General features: G+C 45.4%; 13 protein-coding genes. 10 read left to right on the top strand and 3 right to left on the bottom strand.

Translation table 11 applies throughout. From position 1 onward, the window contains the following. Positions 1 to 5: 5 nt before the first annotated feature. Positions 6 to 869, bottom strand: a complete 864-nt coding sequence (locus tag QMA13_RS22170; protein WP_282935912.1) for an AraC family transcriptional regulator — start codon at positions 867 to 869, stop codon at positions 6 to 8. A gap of 142 nt (positions 870 to 1,011) precedes the next feature. Here QMA13_RS22170 and QMA13_RS22165 point away from each other — a divergent pair, with 142 nt between their 5' ends. Next, complete coding sequence (locus QMA13_RS22165) at positions 1,012 to 2,805, top strand: alpha-L-fucosidase (RefSeq protein WP_282935911.1); 1,794 nt, start codon at positions 1,012 to 1,014, stop codon at positions 2,803 to 2,805. A 161-nt stretch (positions 2,806 to 2,966) separates the two neighbouring features. On the opposite strand, the gene QMA13_RS22160 is transcribed toward QMA13_RS22165, so the two are convergent. Then, the gene (locus tag QMA13_RS22160; protein ID WP_282935910.1) at positions 2,967 to 5,159 is read right to left on the bottom strand and encodes a hypothetical protein; all 2,193 of its coding nucleotides are present in this window, start codon (positions 5,157 to 5,159) and stop codon (positions 2,967 to 2,969) included. Positions 5,160 to 5,541: 382 nt separating this feature from the next. On the opposite strand from QMA13_RS22160, the gene QMA13_RS22155 reads away from it, so the two are divergent. The 5 genes from QMA13_RS22155 to QMA13_RS22135 all read left to right on the top strand — a co-directional run bounded on the left by QMA13_RS22155 (position 5,542) and on the right by QMA13_RS22135 (position 10,553). Continuing rightward, complete coding sequence (locus tag QMA13_RS22155) at positions 5,542 to 6,591, top strand: aminoglycoside phosphotransferase family protein (protein WP_282935909.1); 1,050 nt, start codon at positions 5,542 to 5,544, stop codon at positions 6,589 to 6,591. A 164-nt stretch (positions 6,592 to 6,755) separates the two neighbouring features. Beyond that, a complete protein-coding gene (gene wecB, locus QMA13_RS22150) occupies positions 6,756 to 7,910 on the top strand; it encodes a non-hydrolyzing UDP-N-acetylglucosamine 2-epimerase (RefSeq protein ID WP_282935907.1) in 1,155 nt (384 codons plus the stop codon). Between the two features lie 194 nt (positions 7,911 to 8,104). Then, positions 8,105 to 8,614, top strand: a complete 510-nt coding sequence (locus QMA13_RS22145) for a MarR family winged helix-turn-helix transcriptional regulator (protein ID WP_282935906.1) — start codon at positions 8,105 to 8,107, stop codon at positions 8,612 to 8,614. A 123-nt stretch (positions 8,615 to 8,737) separates the two neighbouring features. Then, a complete protein-coding gene (locus QMA13_RS22140) occupies positions 8,738 to 9,826 on the top strand; it encodes a Gfo/Idh/MocA family protein (RefSeq protein ID WP_282935905.1) in 1,089 nt (362 codons plus the stop codon). Between the two features lie 448 nt (positions 9,827 to 10,274). Further along, the gene (locus QMA13_RS22135; RefSeq protein ID WP_282935904.1) at positions 10,275 to 10,553 is read left to right on the top strand and encodes a hypothetical protein; all 279 of its coding nucleotides are present in this window, start codon (positions 10,275 to 10,277) and stop codon (positions 10,551 to 10,553) included. Between the two features lie 96 nt (positions 10,554 to 10,649). Here QMA13_RS22135 and QMA13_RS22130 read toward each other — a convergent pair whose 3' ends face one another. Beyond that, the gene (locus tag QMA13_RS22130; RefSeq protein WP_282935903.1) at positions 10,650 to 11,810 is read right to left on the bottom strand and encodes a nitric oxide synthase oxygenase; all 1,161 of its coding nucleotides are present in this window, start codon (positions 11,808 to 11,810) and stop codon (positions 10,650 to 10,652) included. 145 nt (positions 11,811 to 11,955) lie between these two features. On the opposite strand from QMA13_RS22130, the gene QMA13_RS22125 reads away from it, so the two are divergent. The 4 genes from QMA13_RS22125 (at position 11,956) to QMA13_RS22110 (ending at position 16,568) form a co-directional block, all read left to right on the top strand. Then, entirely contained in the window at positions 11,956 to 12,552 is a 597-nt protein-coding gene (locus QMA13_RS22125) for a TetR/AcrR family transcriptional regulator (protein ID WP_282935901.1), read from the top strand. Between the two features lie 217 nt (positions 12,553 to 12,769). Continuing rightward, positions 12,770 to 13,984, top strand: a complete 1,215-nt coding sequence (locus QMA13_RS22120; RefSeq protein ID WP_282935900.1) for an MFS transporter — start codon at positions 12,770 to 12,772, stop codon at positions 13,982 to 13,984. Positions 13,985 to 14,335: 351 nt separating this feature from the next. Continuing rightward, on the top strand, positions 14,336 to 15,946 hold the full coding sequence (abc-f, locus tag QMA13_RS22115) for a ribosomal protection-like ABC-F family protein (protein ID WP_282935899.1): 1,611 nt from the start codon (positions 14,336 to 14,338) through the stop codon (positions 15,944 to 15,946). Between the two features lie 148 nt (positions 15,947 to 16,094). After that, a complete protein-coding gene (locus tag QMA13_RS22110) occupies positions 16,095 to 16,568 on the top strand; it encodes a GNAT family N-acetyltransferase (protein ID WP_282935898.1) in 474 nt (157 codons plus the stop codon). Positions 16,569 to 16,707: the final 139 nt, after the last annotated feature.

Genomic DNA, 16,707 nt, shown 5'->3' with positions numbered 1-16,707 from the left:
GACATTTAAGCCTCATCGTTTTCGCGGCTGTTGGAGGAACGCGGCCAGCTGCGGAATTCGGATGGGGCTACTCCTATTCTTTTCTTGAATGCCTTGGAAAAATGAAAGATATCGTGGAACCCCGTTGCCTGAGCTATTTCCCCAATGGTCATGTCGGAGGCCATCAAAAGCTGCTTCGCTTTCTCCAATCTTCTCTCATAGATATACGCCATCGGCGTCATGCCCAAATGATTTTTGAAAAAACGGATGAAATAGTTCGGATGATGATGCACCAGCTCGGACAGCTCGGTGACCGTCATATCCTTGGTTAAGTTAGCGTCAATATATTGCAGTGCCGTGCTCAGCTTATTGCTGGCTAGCGTTGCCGGTACTTGAGGCTTGGCTCTCACCGCCTGTTCAATATAACAGGATATAACCTCCAGCAGTGCGGATTGAATTCGAATCGATTTGGCAGGTCCACTGCCGTTCTTGTACTCAAACACCAGCTTCTCGAAAGCCGCTATAACGGCAGAGGAGTCGGTTGAAGTGATGCAAAACGGGAGCTGAAACAAAGTAAACAGGTTCAAAAAGCTGATATTGGACGTGAAATGGCACCAGAACATCTTGTAGGTATGGCTGGTGTCAGTTACCGAGAAATATTGAGACAGCCCAGCAGGAGCGAATACTAGCTGTCCCGGTTTGGGAAACAGTTCCTGACCGCCTATCATCATCCGGCCTTCGCCATCCACTATGTAATATATCTTGCTATAAGTAGGCAGGAAGGGACCCTGAACCCAGTTGGGCTTGCATTTGCTCAGCAGCGAGATCATGAGTTCAACCTTAACTTCGGCCAAAAAGTGGCTTATTGCCATATAATTTTGAGATTCCATACATATAAACCACCTTGTTTGGATGAATGCAGTCTCGAAAAGGTTAGTTTAGTACAAATACGAGTTAACCGCGTCCATATGGATTATAGCATACCCGGCGTACAATAGAGGAGAAGCGTTAGTAAATTTGCGGAGGGTATTTATGACTAAAAAAGATATGTACATGGATAATGCGGAAGCGGAAACAGTGGAGCTAGGGGCTGCCGTTACCGAATATACGGAAGAGGTTCAGGACCGTAGGCTCGCCTGGTGGAGGGAAGCGCGTTTCGGTATATTCATCCACTGGGGCTTGTACTCGCTATTAGGCGGAGTATGGAAAGGTAAAGAAGTTCCTGGTGCTTATGGTGAGCACATCATGCTAAGAGGACAAATTCCCGTGAAAGAATATGAAAAGCTTGCCGAAGACTTCAATCCGGTTCACTACGATGCGGAAGCTTGGGTGAAAGCGGCTAAAGCGGCGGGCATGAAATACTTGGTTATTACAGCTAAACATCATGACGGCTTTGCTTTATACGATTCTGCCGTATCTGATTTTAATATTGTGAAGCGCTCACCCTATGGACGTGACCCTATGAAGGATTTGGCGGATGCATGCCACAAGCATGACGTGAAGCTGTGCTTCTATTATTCGCATTCGATGGACTGGCATCACCCGGATTCGCAAGGCAATACCCATGACTACCCTAACAATATCGGTGCCTGGGATGCGCTGGAGTCCTGGATTGACGATGAGGATAAACGGACCCGCTATGAGCGGTATTTGAATGAAAAAGCGTTCCCGCAGCTTAAGGAGCTGTTGACTCAGTATGGCGACGTTGCGGTAATCTGGTTCGATTGCGGGCATAAAGTAACCGATGAGCAAGGGCAGCGTTTTGTCGATTACGTGCGCAGCCTCCAGCCTAACTGCTTGATCAATCGCCGCGTGAGAAGAGATGGCTTCGGAGATTACGGCAACTCAGGAGATAATCAGCTTCACATCCGAATTAACCGTAAAGACTGGGAATCCATTCACACGATGAACAACTCGTGGGGCTATAAAAAGACGGACCATAACTGGAAATCAGTCAAAAGCATTCTGCACAATATGATTGATGTTTTCAGTTTGAACGGCAACTATTTGCTCAATGTCGGCCCGACTCCTGAAGGTGAATTCGACGCGAAGTCCACCGAAATATTGCAAGGGGTAGGTCAGTGGATGGACGTGAACGGCGAGAGCGTGTACGGGACGACAGGCAGTCCGATTGGGAAGCCTCAATGGGGTCGTTGCACGTCAAAAGGCCAAACGTTATATATGCATGTGTTCGACTGGCCGGCTAGTGGCGAACTGATTGTTCCTGGTTTGCGCAATCATGTTAAGAATGCGTACTTACTTGCTGATGCGAAGCAAACATCGCTTGCCCACCATCGCTTGAACGAAGAGGATGTAGCAATCTCGGTACCTGCTTCTCCACTCGATCCTAACGCAACCGTCGTAGTGGTGGAAATTGAGGGAGACGTCAGTGCGAATAAACTTAAACGCCTGCATAACAAAGATCATATCAACGTGTTCGGTGCATTCGACGGTGACATTGAAGGCAATCAGCTTCGCTATGATACGGGCAAAGCAGGCCGCGATGTCATCACGAATTGGACGGACGTTTCAGAACGTATCAGCTGGAACTACCGCGCAGCTGAAGCAGGTGTATATGAAGTCAAGGTCATCTATGGTGCAGAGGTAGGCACTGCAGGCGGTACTTTTATCGTGGAAACGGCTGGGCAGAAGTTCCATGGTCAAGTCACTCCCAAGGGCGATGGCTATACGTTCATCGAAGAGACGCTTGGCGTTATCCGTCTGGAGCAACCGGGGAATTATCATTTGACTGTAAGTGCGGATACCCTATCAGGTGAAGCGCTGATGAATTTGAAAGAAGTACAACTAAAGCCTGTTGTTGAATAAACAATAGGAAGGGAACAGGATAAAGGAAAATCGGAGAGTCGCTGAACGCGAATATCCGGTTTTTCTTATTGGCAAACAGAATAGCAAGAAGCGGGTGGAACAACCCACTGGGACTACATCTGCTTGCTGCATTAACTCAAACGAGAGTAGGTTGATGCGGATCAATAAGTAATTTGTTGACCTGAAGCTTTATCTTGGAAGATCGCCGTATTGTAAGTGATACTCAGATTCATGCCCGCATCGTCGATAACGACCTTTGAAACGGTATTTTTGCTCGAATCTACATACGTAGGCGTTACCGTGAACGCTTCGTATTGATTCCCTGAGGCAGCGGTTTGCGGCGTGAATTTGGCGACCGCGCAGATGATGTCTCCTGCAGCAAAGCTAACTCCGCTTGAGGAATCAATTACATTGACCCGGAGATCGTCGGTATATTGGATGTTGCTTTTGCCGGATTTGATTTCCCACCAAATGTTGGAGCCAATCAGTTTCTCCAATGTTTGGGTATAGTTGGTGCTCGACATCCATTCCACACCGCTGCCTACGTTATTGTCCGCTTTCAGCTGCGGCCACCCCTGGATAAAGACGTTGTCTCCGTAATTGCTCACATTACCGATTTTGAGGATGTTGCTCGTCAAAGTCGAAGCCGTAGGAGAGCTTAGGTCCAATACATTGGATAGGTTATTCCCATCAAAAATGTTTACAATTCGCTGCGTGTTGGAGAAGTTAGGCAGCCCTATCATGACATTCGATGATTTTAAAGTGATGGGTGAATTGAACTTGACCATCGTAATGTGATAAAGCGATGTCCCATTAGTTATATACCGCGTTTTTATACTGGCATTGGAATTGGTATCCGTCCCCGTTATGGAGCGCATTGTATAATTGTTCGTGTTGTTGTAATAGTTATTAGGAGTTGCACTTGCGGAGTTCCAGACGTTATTAGCGTCCTTGTAATAAAAGCTTTCCGCTTTAATGCTGTTGTTAATCATGTTTTCAGTGAAAGATGTTCCATTCACGGATATTTCCTGGGGTTGATTATTATTTTTATCGAAATAAATGGAAACATTGCCTCTGCGTAACGCGACATTATTGTTGACGATTGGCTGAGTGTTAACCCATGGGGAAAAATACTGATGCAGCATAATGGTCCCCATAGCCCGGTGCCCATAAATTTGAGAATTAGAACCTGCGGTAGAGATCGTTCCGCTATTAAGTCTTACACGTCCCAAATCAGATCCCAAAGCGGCACTGTAATAGTTGTAGCCAAGTACTACCGCGGCATCTGTAATACTTCCTGATATTTCGTTATGTCGGGTTCCTCCATGCATGGTTCCACTAGCCGACAATCGATAGTTCATGTACTGCGCCTGCGAGAGAGCATCAGCCTGTACATTGGCGTTCGGAGACGACCCCATTAAGCCGAGAAGCGCAGCCATAAAGCTCAATTGAAATCCGCTATAATGAGTTTCGAATCCGCCTTGCTCGAAGAAGACGTTAAAGCCCTGAATGCTTCCGATCTCGCACTCCCGATAACCATGTCCGGGTACATACGATGGATTAGCGCAGTTTGCTGCTTGGACGTTATCCAGATTCGATCCCGTAACGCCCGTGTTATAATAGGCAAGTGCTTCGTTCATCAAATTCGTGTCATTGTATAAAGAACCAAGCAAATAGCCCCCATAGATCATGCCCATCACTTGATTAGGTGTTCCTTGCGGATTATATTTCACGACTCGTGACAGCCAGCGCCAATGGGAATAGGCTTGCGTTTTCAAGGTATCCTTCTGGGCCTGTGTGAACAAATGGTTACCGGAAACTCCATCAGCCTGAAGGATCATGGCTTTAAAGACTAGTGCCCAAGCGGTAGTAGGAAAAGAAGCTGAGCCTCCCACAGGATTCCCATTGTTTAGGGAATAAGCAGCCCAATGCTCCCCTTTACCGGTTTGACGCAAGGCACTTGTATCTGCCGGATCCGTGGTCCAGTCCCTGTTGGCAATGGCAAAGTTAATTCCTCGGTTAGCCGCAGGAGCTACGCGAGCATCCGTTTGGCCGCTATTATGGTACCAATAGGCGAGAAGGGCTACGGCTCCCCAATCGGCATTTCCGATCTCCGTATTATCGCTGCCGGTTTCAAAGTTGCCATTCGGCACCCCGACGGGTGCCTGCTCACCACTCAAAATAGCTTCTTTTTCCCTGGTTAACGCATCCATGACAGAGGCTTGATCAGGAAACATGCTGTTAAGGGTTGCCTTCGTATAGGTAAAATCGGTAGCGGCCCAAGCTGGTACATTGATCCCTAAGGAGAACAGTACGACAGCTATTAAACTAACAATCCAACTTTTTTTGTGCATAATATCCCTCCGTGATAATTTCTTTACATTCTTGTCTTTGATAAGGCCCAAAAATGAAAGCGCTATCAAATCAACGATGAAATAATCTCTATTTTCACCTCCAACTTAAAACTACTAAAGCACACAGGTTTCAGTCCTTTCAGGATGCTTTAGTTATTTCATTATAAAATAAAACCATTTCCTGCTTCTCTCACTTTATTGTGAGAAAATATAAAAATATTGCGAAAATGTAGTTGCTTTATACTACAAGAACAAATACTTTAGCCCACACGTAAATTATTAATAGGGTTGATTTTTCCCTTTTTATTCCTTTCTGCTTATGTCATCCTTGTATGATAACAAAGTATGTAATCGTCAAAAAATAAAGGAGGCGTAACGGATTATGACAACAAACCTAAGCTATCGAATAGATTTCAGTAAGTTGTGCGCAAAATTCAATCTGGGACAATTATCAGCTGAACCGGAACCAATATTCGGCGGTTTTCTTCATAAAATGTATCGAATGCAAACGGATCAAGGTTTGTATGCTGTCAAAGCTTTAAATCCTCAAATCATGAAACGCAAAACAGCGATGGGTAATTTTATTTTTTCGGAAAAAGTTGCTCGCTTAGCATACCAAAATGGAATCAATGCACTTCCTGCCATCGTATCCAATGGGAGCTGTATACATGAGGTGGACAGTCAATATTATTTACTGTTTCCATGGGTTCTAGGGAGGATAATACCAACGGGAACCGTGGAGATGAACTGCTGCAAAATAATGGGGGAAATACTCGCCCAAATACATAGAACCGATTTCTCCCAGCTTCTTCTCGACCAGCAAGATAAAGAAGGGAATGCAACTAAAGCGGCCGTTAATTGGAAGGATTATGCATTTAGAGGTGAACAGGAAGGCTTGGAATGGGCCTACTTGCTTTCTGATAATTTGGATAAAATCTATCATTGGGAAAAGCTTGTGAGCTCGTCCGGGAATTTATTGACGAAACATAAAGTGATCTCTCATAGAGATCTAGATCAAAAGAATGTGTTATGGGATGAGAATCATATGCCCATCCTCATAGACTGGGAAGCAGCAGGAACCATCAATCCAACCCAAGAGTTGATGGATGTAGCTTTTTATTGGTCAGGCTTTGAATCGGGAAATGTAAGTAAAGAAGCTTTCTGTACACTAATCAGTACTTATCGGAATCATGGAGGCGAGATCTGTGATAACTGGCTTGATGTGCTGAACGATGGCTTTAGAGGGAAAATAGAATGGCTAATCTATAATATCAGACGATCTCTTGGTCTAGAATGTACGGATGAGACGGAACAAGAGCTGGGAGCAAGCGAAGTATTCAAAACAATACAAGCTTTAAACGACTATGCCGATGTTATTCCACAATGTTTAGAATGGTTGTTAGAAATGGATGTACCATTTAGCGATAAATAGTTTGTGACCCTGTGGGAGACTGGAAGTATAAGGAGTGAAAAATTCATCCACTCACCCATCCATCAGATGGTTATCAGTCGCCCGTGATTGTAAAAAATGGAAAAATGAGTGATGCTAATCTTGTAACCGCTTTTCATGCCGTACATATAATAGGGGGTCTTGACATGGAAAAGAAAAAAATAATGGTCATCTTCGGTACGCGTCCTGAGGCAACAAAAATGTGTCCTGTCGTGCAGGAGCTTAGGCGATATCCAGAGTGGTTCGAAACGAAGGTTGTCGTTACCGGGCAGCATCGTGAACAGCTGCATCAGCCGCTTTCACATTTTGGAATTGTGCCGGATGTTGATTTGAATCTGATGAAGGATAACCAAACGCTAGCTTATTTTACCTCCGCGGCTATAGTCGGGTTAGACCAAGCGATAGCTGAAGACAAGCCTGATATGATTCTGGTTCACGGGGATACACAAACAGCACTGTGCGGCAGTCTGGCCGCATTCTTTCATCAAATTCCGGTAGGACATATAGAAGCGGGACTTCGTTCACATAACAAATGGTCTCCATGGCCGGAGGAGGTTAATAGGAGAATGGTCGATGTTGTGACTGATGTACTGTTTGCTCCGACACAAGTTGGGAGAAACAATTTATTAAGCGAAGGATACGATGCCCATTCCATTTATGTGACGGGTCAAACAGCTGTTGATGCTGCGATATTGACGAATCAGTCGGAGTATACTTTTCAAAATGACAGCCTGAATCGATTGATTGAGCATCCGGGAAGAATCGTAACCATGACGGCTCATCGGCGGGAGAATGTCGGAACACCGATGAAGCAAATGTTTAGAGCTATTCGACGTTTAGTGGATGATCATCCCGATGTGAGGGTGATTTATCCGGTTCACCTCAGTCCTGGTGTTCGTGAAATAGCATTTCCGATGCTGTCTGGTCATGACAGAATTCATCTGCTCGAACCTATTGAATATGCCGATATGATTAATCTCTTGTCCCGTTCCTATCTTATATTAAGTGATTCGGGAGGACTTCAAGAGGAGACAACTGTGTTCCATAAACCTCTTGTACTGATGCGCGATACAACGGAAAGACCCGAAGCTGTGGAGGCTAATGCTGTATATCTTGCAGGGACGGAAGAGGAGTCAATCTATGATATTGCAGCAAGCCTTTTGAATGACAGGGAACGGTATCTTCACATGGCTAGTGCCAGAAATCCTTTTGGCGACGGGCATGCTTCCGAGCGTATCGCACGTTATTTGGCGAATTATTTCGGACTGGTAGGAGAGCAGCCGGAACCTTTTCATGGATGAATAAGATTCACCGATAGTATAAAAAAATAATCATACTTGACTGATAGGAATAGATGTGATATTTTGTTAAAACATATTTCTATATCAAAATAAGTGATTTGCCTACTGGAGTAACCAATGGCCCCGATGCATTCAGCATGTCTGAGTGAGCTTCGCGGGTCTATTTTTTGTTTGGGGGAAGAAGGGGAGACAGGATGGATGCACCATCTCATACAACAATCGTTCAGATGGATGAGCAGCTTCGTACGATGATCCGTAAATTTGTTGCTGAGCGTGACAAAGTTGTAGTACAGGATACCGTGACACTTCCGCAGCTGCATGTTTTGATGAAGCTGAAGCAGCAAGGACCTATGAAGGCAGGACAACTGTCCGATGAGCTTCAATTCTCTCCTGGAGCCATGACTGCCATATGCGATAGGCTGGTAAAGGAGAAATACGTTACACGTGAAAGGCCGCAGAAGGATCGGCGCATTATGCTGTTAAACCTTACGGATAAAGGGACACAATTGCTAAAAGCTACAGCGTCTGTACAAAGCGAGCATCTAAGATGGTTATTCCGTGGATTTTCAGAGGAGGAAATGAGCATGTTGCACAGCTTTAGCGAAAGGCTATTTCATAATCTAGACGGTTACTCAGAGGTACTCCTGAGAGCAGCTGACCTCCAAGGCGAACATGCTGCTAATCAAGAATTCTTCAAAGTATAATGACAATAGATGCGTTTCCTCTAAATGAGCAAAATTCTGAATATAGCTTGAAATAAAAGGCATCGGGTAGGTATTATGAATGTAAGCTCGATATCGGCAGAAGCCAAGTTATGGAGGTTAGGTATGAATTATAAAATCAAATTTGCCATTATAGGCGGCGGTTGGCGGACAGAGTTTTATTTAAGAATAGCTCAAGCTAGTCCTGAGCGTTTCGAGGTTGCAGGTGTCGTTGTCAGGGATGAGATCAAAAGACAGGCGCTGGAGGAAACATGGGGTGTACGAGCATATGCAACTCTGGAAGAGCTGCTTCGTTCGGAAACGCCTTCGTTTGTTGTTGTTTCCGTTTCATGGGCATCATGCCCCATTGTTCTAGAACAGCTTGCGGAACACGGCATCCCGGCATTGTCCGAAACACCGCCTGCACCAGACCTGGAGTCTCTGCTAAAGCTGAATTCGAGACTCGGCGAGCTCGACGCTCGCGTACAAGTGGCGGAGCAATATCCGTTCCAGCCGCTGCATGCAGCACGCCAGGCATGTATCGAATCCGGAAGACTGGGACAAATATCCCAAGTCCAGGTATCGGCAGCACATGGCTATCATGGCATGGCGTTGATGCGCCAATGGCTTGGCGTGGGCTATGAGCCTGCTGTCATCCGAGCATTCACCTTCGAATCGCCGCTTGTCGCAGGTCCCACCCGTACAGGAGCCCCTGCTTCCGAACAGAAGGTGATGTCGAAGCAGACTTTCGCTTCTCTGCATTTTGCAGATGGACGTTTAGGCCTTTTCGATTTCACAGGCGACCAATATTTCTCCTGGATTCGATCACAGAGAGTACTAATTCGCGGGGATCGTGGAGAGATCGTTAATGAGACGATGACCTATTTGCTGGATTACTTAACGCCCATTGAGACGCCGTTGCTTCGCAAGGACGCTGGGGAGAACGGGAATCTGGAGGGCTACTATCATAAAGGAATACTGGCTGGTGAGCAGTGGGCCTACCTGAATCCGTTAGCTCCGGCCAGACTGACAGATGATGAAATTGCCGTTGCTACCTGCCTCCTAAGGATGGACGAGTATGTTCATACCGGTAAGCCATTTTACAGCTTGGCCGATGCGTCCCAGGATCATTACTTAAATCTCCTTATTCAGCAAGCCGCAGCTATTGGAGAAGCTGTGACCTCCGTCCTACAGCCATGGTCAGAGAAAGCTTAAGTGCTGACCTGCCAACAAAAAAGACAATTATTAGCACAAAAATATGGTGCTAAGGAATTGTCTTTTTGCTGTTATATGCGTCATGATTCTACAACAAATTCAAAAATGTAATAAAATGAGGGGTAAACCACAATTTTAGGAGGACTGTAAGGGATGAGAATGAACTGGTATTATCGCATACTGCTGTCCTACGCCCCGATTTTTTTCTTGTTATTTCCATCCTGATCTTTGCTTTCTTCGCTGCATTGAATGAATCCGCCAAGCTGCTAATCGGACTGACCGATGAAGCAATTGCTACCAAAGTCATGCAACGACTCTACTTCCCGTCGACCCCTTCACCAACTATGAAGGCAAGCACATTAAACAAATCTATCATCCACTGTCTGCACACATCATGATTCCAAAAGCAAGCAAGAGATCTGTTGAAGCGATCAAATGACTGAACTGGATGTCCGATTTTAAAGTCATCTTTGATTTGCAAAATGGTACGGAGGGCGTCACCTATAAAAAAGGCGATGACGGGATTCCAATCTTCCTAGATACAGACGAAACCAAAAGAATTATGTACAACTACCTCGATTACAGCATGCTGATCAACGGTAAAGATATGGGGGATCCCGACTTTGATAAGCTGTACGATGATATGGTGGCGGAATATATGAAGATCGGCGGTAAAGAGGTACAGGATGAGATGCTGAAGGCCTATCAGGACATGAAAAAGAAGTAATAGGATGGAGGAGTCAGTCTATCCAAAGGTAAAAAAGCCCCGTACAGAGGTTCATTTCAACCTCTGTACGGGGTTGTTTGCCTTTAGTTTGTCAAATTAACCGTGAAAAGGACAACCGTGTGCTTTCCCGTTAACTACAGCATCCGTTGTCTTAGAGTCAGCTGGCGTTTCATTGGAATTATAAGGGGCAGGCTGATAAGAAAAGCTCGGCTTGATCTCAAATTCAGTGAAATAATGGTCCCATATCGGCGTCGCGGCGGGAGACATGGGCGGGATGAGCCAAGACCATTTGCCGTTCACCTTGCGTCCGGCATCCAGCTCCTGCTTCTCGAACCGCATATATTGTTCAGCTGCCGTATGATGATCTACAATGCTAACGCCTTTGTTCTTGTAAGAATAGAGTACAGCTGCATTAAGCTCCACCAAAGCGCGATCTTTCCATAAGGACGAGTTTGTGGATCTATCCAATCCCATCATGTCGGCAATGCGTGGGAGCTGGTTATACCGGCTCGTATCGGAGAAATTACGTGCGCCTATCTCCGTCCCCATATACCATCCGTTAAACGGAGCCGCTGTATAGCTTAGCCCGCCGATTTCAAGGCGCATGTCCGATATGCACGGCACGGCGTACCATTTCAAGCCAAGCTCAGCAAACTGCTTTATGGTTGGATGAACAAGCGGTACCTCTAGAACAAGGTCAGGAGGAATCGGGTACCATCTTGGCTCTTGTTTATTAATCTGAATCACCAACGGCAATATATCGAAAGGAGTTCGCTCTCCTTGCCAACCCATACGCAAGCACTGCTTTGTGAAGGCAACGGAAGCGGGATCGCCAATGATCCCATTATCGGTCTCGTAACCGGCGTAGCGAATCAGTTGATGGTTCCAGATTCGAATCGTTTGCTTGTCCGTTTCAGGCGCAAACAACGTGATTGTGGGACGAATACGGCCTCCGTTCGTTGCGTATTCAATATGCTGGAAGAGAGCCTTCGCAATCGCATCCTCTGTCTCAAGATCTCGTTGGTCGAAGATTTCGAGTGATGACCAGAAAAGTCTGCCAATGCAGCGGCTGTTGTTCCGCCAAGCCCATTTGGCACCGAATCGCAATTCATCTATAGTATGGGAATAAGTTCCTGTCAGGCTTATACTCTCTGTAATATCTTTAATCCGCCGTTCTGCTTCTTCGGGCTGTTTTCCATATTCGGCATAACTGGAGCGGATGAAGGAAATGGCTTCGTCTAGCTGCTTGTTGTTCATACGGCTAATCCTACTTTCCTACGTTCTTATGCGTCATTCCTACTATACTGCATTTGATTCCGTGCTGCCACATACAGGTTTGACAAGTTTAAGAACCGGATATATGATGTTGTCAAATTGACACCTTTTCAGGGGAGTGAACTTTTTGCCGCGTAATGTGGAACGGGATCAGGAAGCCCGTAAAGAACGATGTGAACAAATTTTGGCTGTGGCCGTAGAGCTTTTTGCTAAGAAAGGTTTGGACGCTACCAAAATTTCTGACATCGCTGCCAAGGTGGGAATTAGCCACGGCTTGGTGTACAACTATTTTCAATCTAAGGAAGAAATTTATGCTTCTCTAATTAATAAAAATTTAAATAGCATGAGAGAGCAGCTAGAGAAAGTAGTCCACCTGAAGGTTCCTCCTATTGACAAGCTGAAGTTGCTGGTCGATCGTTTGCTGGAGGACAAGTGGGAGGACGCTTGGTTTCATCACATCTTCGTTGATCAGATCATGACATCGGACAGTATTGCGGAAGAAATCAAGATATCGGTTCGCGAGCGAATTGCCAATAGTTTAGATATCATAGCTGATATATTTGCAGAGGGGCAGAGGAAAGGCGAGCTTCTGGAAGGAAACCCAAAAGAGCATGCATTATTTCTAATGTCTTGTATTCGGTCCTCCAGCTTGTGCCAAAGGCAGGATCTGTACGTGAATTCAAGTACACAAAGTATTTTGCATTATTTTAAACCTCATAGGTAGTTCTATTATATTCTTATTAAGCCGTGCTATCTCATGTCGATGACATGAATGCACGGCTTATTTGTTGTGAAGGATGAATGGAAATCCGGAAAGTTTTTTTAGAATAATTTCACAACTTGACTTAAAGTCAATCTATAAGGTAAGGTGAAAATGAACCGTTCTAAAATATAGAGAAAAAACGGATGGAAGCTGATAGTAAAGGGAGAGAAACGATATTATGAATACAGGGCAAAGCCGTGTATCCCCTCTGATGCTGCTTATGGCGAATATGTTTATTGCCATGCTGGGGATCGGTCTTATTATTCCCGTGCTGCCGGAGTTTCTGAAGGAATTCGGAGCAGGCGGTAAAACTGCGGGCTATCTCGTAGCGGCGTTCGGACTTACGCAATTCTTGTGTTCCCCCTTCGCTGGGGAATGGTCGGATAAATACGGCCGTAAAGTGATGATTGTATCCGGTCTGGCACTTTTTACCTTATCTAATTTTTTATTTGCGATAGCCTCTGATGTATGGATGTTATACTTATCCCGCTTGCTTGGGGGGATCGGTGCGGCTTCGATGATTCCTTCTATTATGGCTTATATCGCAGATGTGACGACGGAAGAGAAGCGAGGCAAAGGTCTTGGGCTGCTCGGTGCCGCGATGTCGCTAGGCTTTGTAATTGGTCCAGGAATCGGTGGATTCCTGGCGGAGCTTGGTCTTCGTACTCCATTTTATGTCTCCGCAGGGGTAGGAGCCGTGGCCATGATTTCCTCTCTGCTGCTGCTGCCGGAATCGTTAACTAAGGAAATTCGTTTGGCGAACCGGAATAAAGTCATGCAGAAGGTTAGTATGGTTACTCAATTCGCACAGTCGTTTAAAGCACCTTATTTTATTTATTTGCTGCTTATATTCACATTGACCTTCGGGTTAGCTAATTTCGAAGCGATTTTTCCGCTGTTTGTCGATAAAAAATATAATTTCACCGCGCGTGACATTTCCATCCTCATTACGGTGGGAGCACTGATCGGAGCTATTATTCAAGCGGTTCTGATCGACAAGCTGATTCGCAGATTCGGAGAGCGCACGTTAATTAACAGTACCTTCCTATTGTCTGCTGCTTCGTTGATCCTTATGCTATTATCCGGGAACTTCTGGTACATTTTGCTTGTCACGTTGTTCTTCTTTACATTTACATCCGTTATGAGACCCGCGATCAACACGCTGCTGTCCAAGATGGCTGGGGAGGAGCAGGGCTTCGTTGCTGGAATGAACAATGCCTATATGAGTCTCGGTAATATTTTTGGCCCGGCATTGGCAGGGATTTTATACGATGTTCATTTGGATTTCCCTTATATTTTTGGGGCCATCATTTTGCTTGGAAGCTTTGCTTTGTCGGTAATGAAGGGCAAACCTAGAGCAGTCCGAAGCGAATTAAAAGTGGACACGCAATAGTACAACCAGCCGTTCCAGAAGTTGAGAATGGGCAGCGCAACGACTTGACATTGCCATCATAACAAGTTATGGTAAAACTAATCCAATTTTGAAAGGGTGACCCTTAAGCCGATGAAGTACTAATTCCTTTTTCCACGAAAACCATCGTTTTTAATAACGACAGATGTTTCTGGATAGGGATAGGTGCGGGCTTTTTGAGGGATACCCCTGCGTGTTGAAATACTGGTTTGCTATGAAAGCAATGATTGACGCTCGTTAACGGACGTCTGTTATTTTGCCAGTGCTTCTTGTACACAAAAAAGACCGATCAACGATACCTCCTGTCCAGAAATGGAATAAGGAGGTTTTTTTATGATTATTTTAGAAGCCAAAGGGATTGAAAAAAGAATAGGGGATCGCCTGCTGTTTAAAGCGGATCATCTGCGGGTTGGAGAACGGGACCGGATTGGGATTGTGGGCAGGAACGGAGCAGGGAAGACCTCCTTGTTGAGCATTCTTGCTGGAGTGGTGGAACCAGACCATGGTAGAGTCTGGACGTCTTCCTCCCATCAGGTAATACCGCAGTTAAAAAAGGAAGACACGCTGCAAGAGACGACCAAAAGCGGTGGAGAAATCACGATGCTGTATATTGAGCAAGCTTTTGCCGTTAATCCCGATATCGTGTTCGCGGACGAACCCACAATGAATTTGGACGTGGAGAGAATCAAGCAGCTGGAGCAATACTTCCTGAATTTCATCGGCGCCATAGTCGTTATCTCCCATGACAGAACGTTTCTTGATACGGTGTGCAATGTCATATGGGAAGTAGACGCGGCCAAAGTGACCGTATACAAGGGCACCTATAGTGACTATTACCAGCAAAAGCAGCTGGAGAAAAGGCAGCATCAGGAACGCTATGAAGACTATGTGCGAAAGCGCTCGGATCTGGAGAGAGCGGTTCTATTGAAGCAGAACAAGGCGCAAGGGATGCTGAAGGCTCCCAAACGGATGAGCAGCTCGGAGGCCAAGCTGGCCAAGGATAAGAAAGGAACCACACAAGCAGGTGTTCATCAGTCGATCAAAGCGCTCGAGACGCGAATTGAGAAACTGGAGAGAGTGGAAAAGCCGCGCGAGGCGACTCAAGTAAAGATTGATCTTCCGAATGAGCTGAGCTTCAAGAATCAGACGATAATCCGATTAGATCGGCTTGTAGCCAAGCTTGAGGACAGAACACTTTGGCAGGACGTATCGCTCCGTATTCGCTTTGGAGAGAAAGTGGCTTTGAACGGTGCAAATGGCAGCGGCAAGACGACCCTGCTAAAGAAAATCATAAATCAAGAAGCGGGTGTTCATATTGCACCTGGGTGCAAGCTCGGCTATTTCAGCCAAAACCTCGATATATTGAAGCCGGACCTCACGATCATCGACAATGTGAGAGCTTCCTCTATTCATCCTGACCCGTTTATTCGAACGGTGTTGGCACGCTTGCTCTTCACGAGGGACGACATTTATAAACGCGTTGAGATGCTGAGCGGTGGAGAGCGGGTCCGAGTTGCTTTTGCCAAAATATTTCTAAGTGATATGAACGTGCTTATCATGGATGAGCCAACGAATTTCCTCGATATCGAATCGGTCGAAGCACTCGAACAACTGATCAAGGGATACTCAGGCACGGTGCTGTTCGTCTCGCATGACAGACAGTTCGTAGAACGGACGGCTACCCGTGTACTGGAAATTACCAAGGAAGTCGTCGTTTCTTATGACGGAACGTATAAGGAATATGAGGAGAGTGGGAAGCGGCACGGTGCTGGGCAGCGCGACAACGACAAAGAGGAGCTCCTAATAGTTGAGATGAAGCTTGCGGAGGTCATGAGCAAGCTTGGCGATCCGCTAACATCTGCGAGAGCTAAAGATGATTTAGAGGCAGAATTTCAACGGTTGATTCAGCAGCGGAAAGAGCTCCGAACGCTTATTGAGCGGTAGAAAGCTTAATGGATCTGCCTAAAAATAGATTGATAATTTTGGTAAAAATTGATATAAATTCATTATTGAAAAAAGTATTTGGTCTCGGCCAAGTACTTTTTTTGTAATTCAAATTCAGATATCAGAAGATGAGTTCGGAGGTAGGTATATGAACATTCGTTTTTTTCAACAGTCAGATTCTGCACAGGTTCAAACTATAATGTCAGAGCACACACTGCAATTCCCCAAGTTCGTAGTACGACAATATCCCGGGCGATGGGATGCATTCTTGACATCCATGGATTTAAGTAAAAATGGTTACTATGTAGCTTTCGACACAGATGGAGCCCTGCTAGGTCATGCCGGATATCTATTTAATGAATTAATGGGATTATATGAAATCGTAGGTGTTGTTGTAAGAATAGATAGGCAGGGCCAGGGCATTGGGAAGGCCATGCTGGAAACCATATGCCTAGCTATCGCTGAATTTGGAGAAAAGCAGGTTGTCCTGTTCACGTTAGGACATAGTGGGAACGAAGCGACAATTGCTTTTTATCAACATAACGGATATGAAATGATCAATGTGGAACACGATTTTTATAGAACCGATTTTCATAGAGTAACATTCACGAAACAGTTGTAGTGGTACTACAAGCCGAATAAAAGCCTTGACATCATATAGGTCTGGATATAAAATAAGCAAATAAATTATTTAATCCGACTAAATCAATCAACATTAAAATCAGCCGGTAAATAAGGGGGGAAACCTTTTTTACCGAGTT

Origin of the sequence: Paenibacillus sp. RC67 (assembly GCF_030020805.1) — a bacterium.
Classification (GTDB): Bacteria; Bacillota; Bacilli; order Paenibacillales; family NBRC-103111; genus Paenibacillus_S.
Note: the sequence above shows the minus strand (reverse complement) of the source record. Positions and strands in the feature narration are given on the sequence as shown.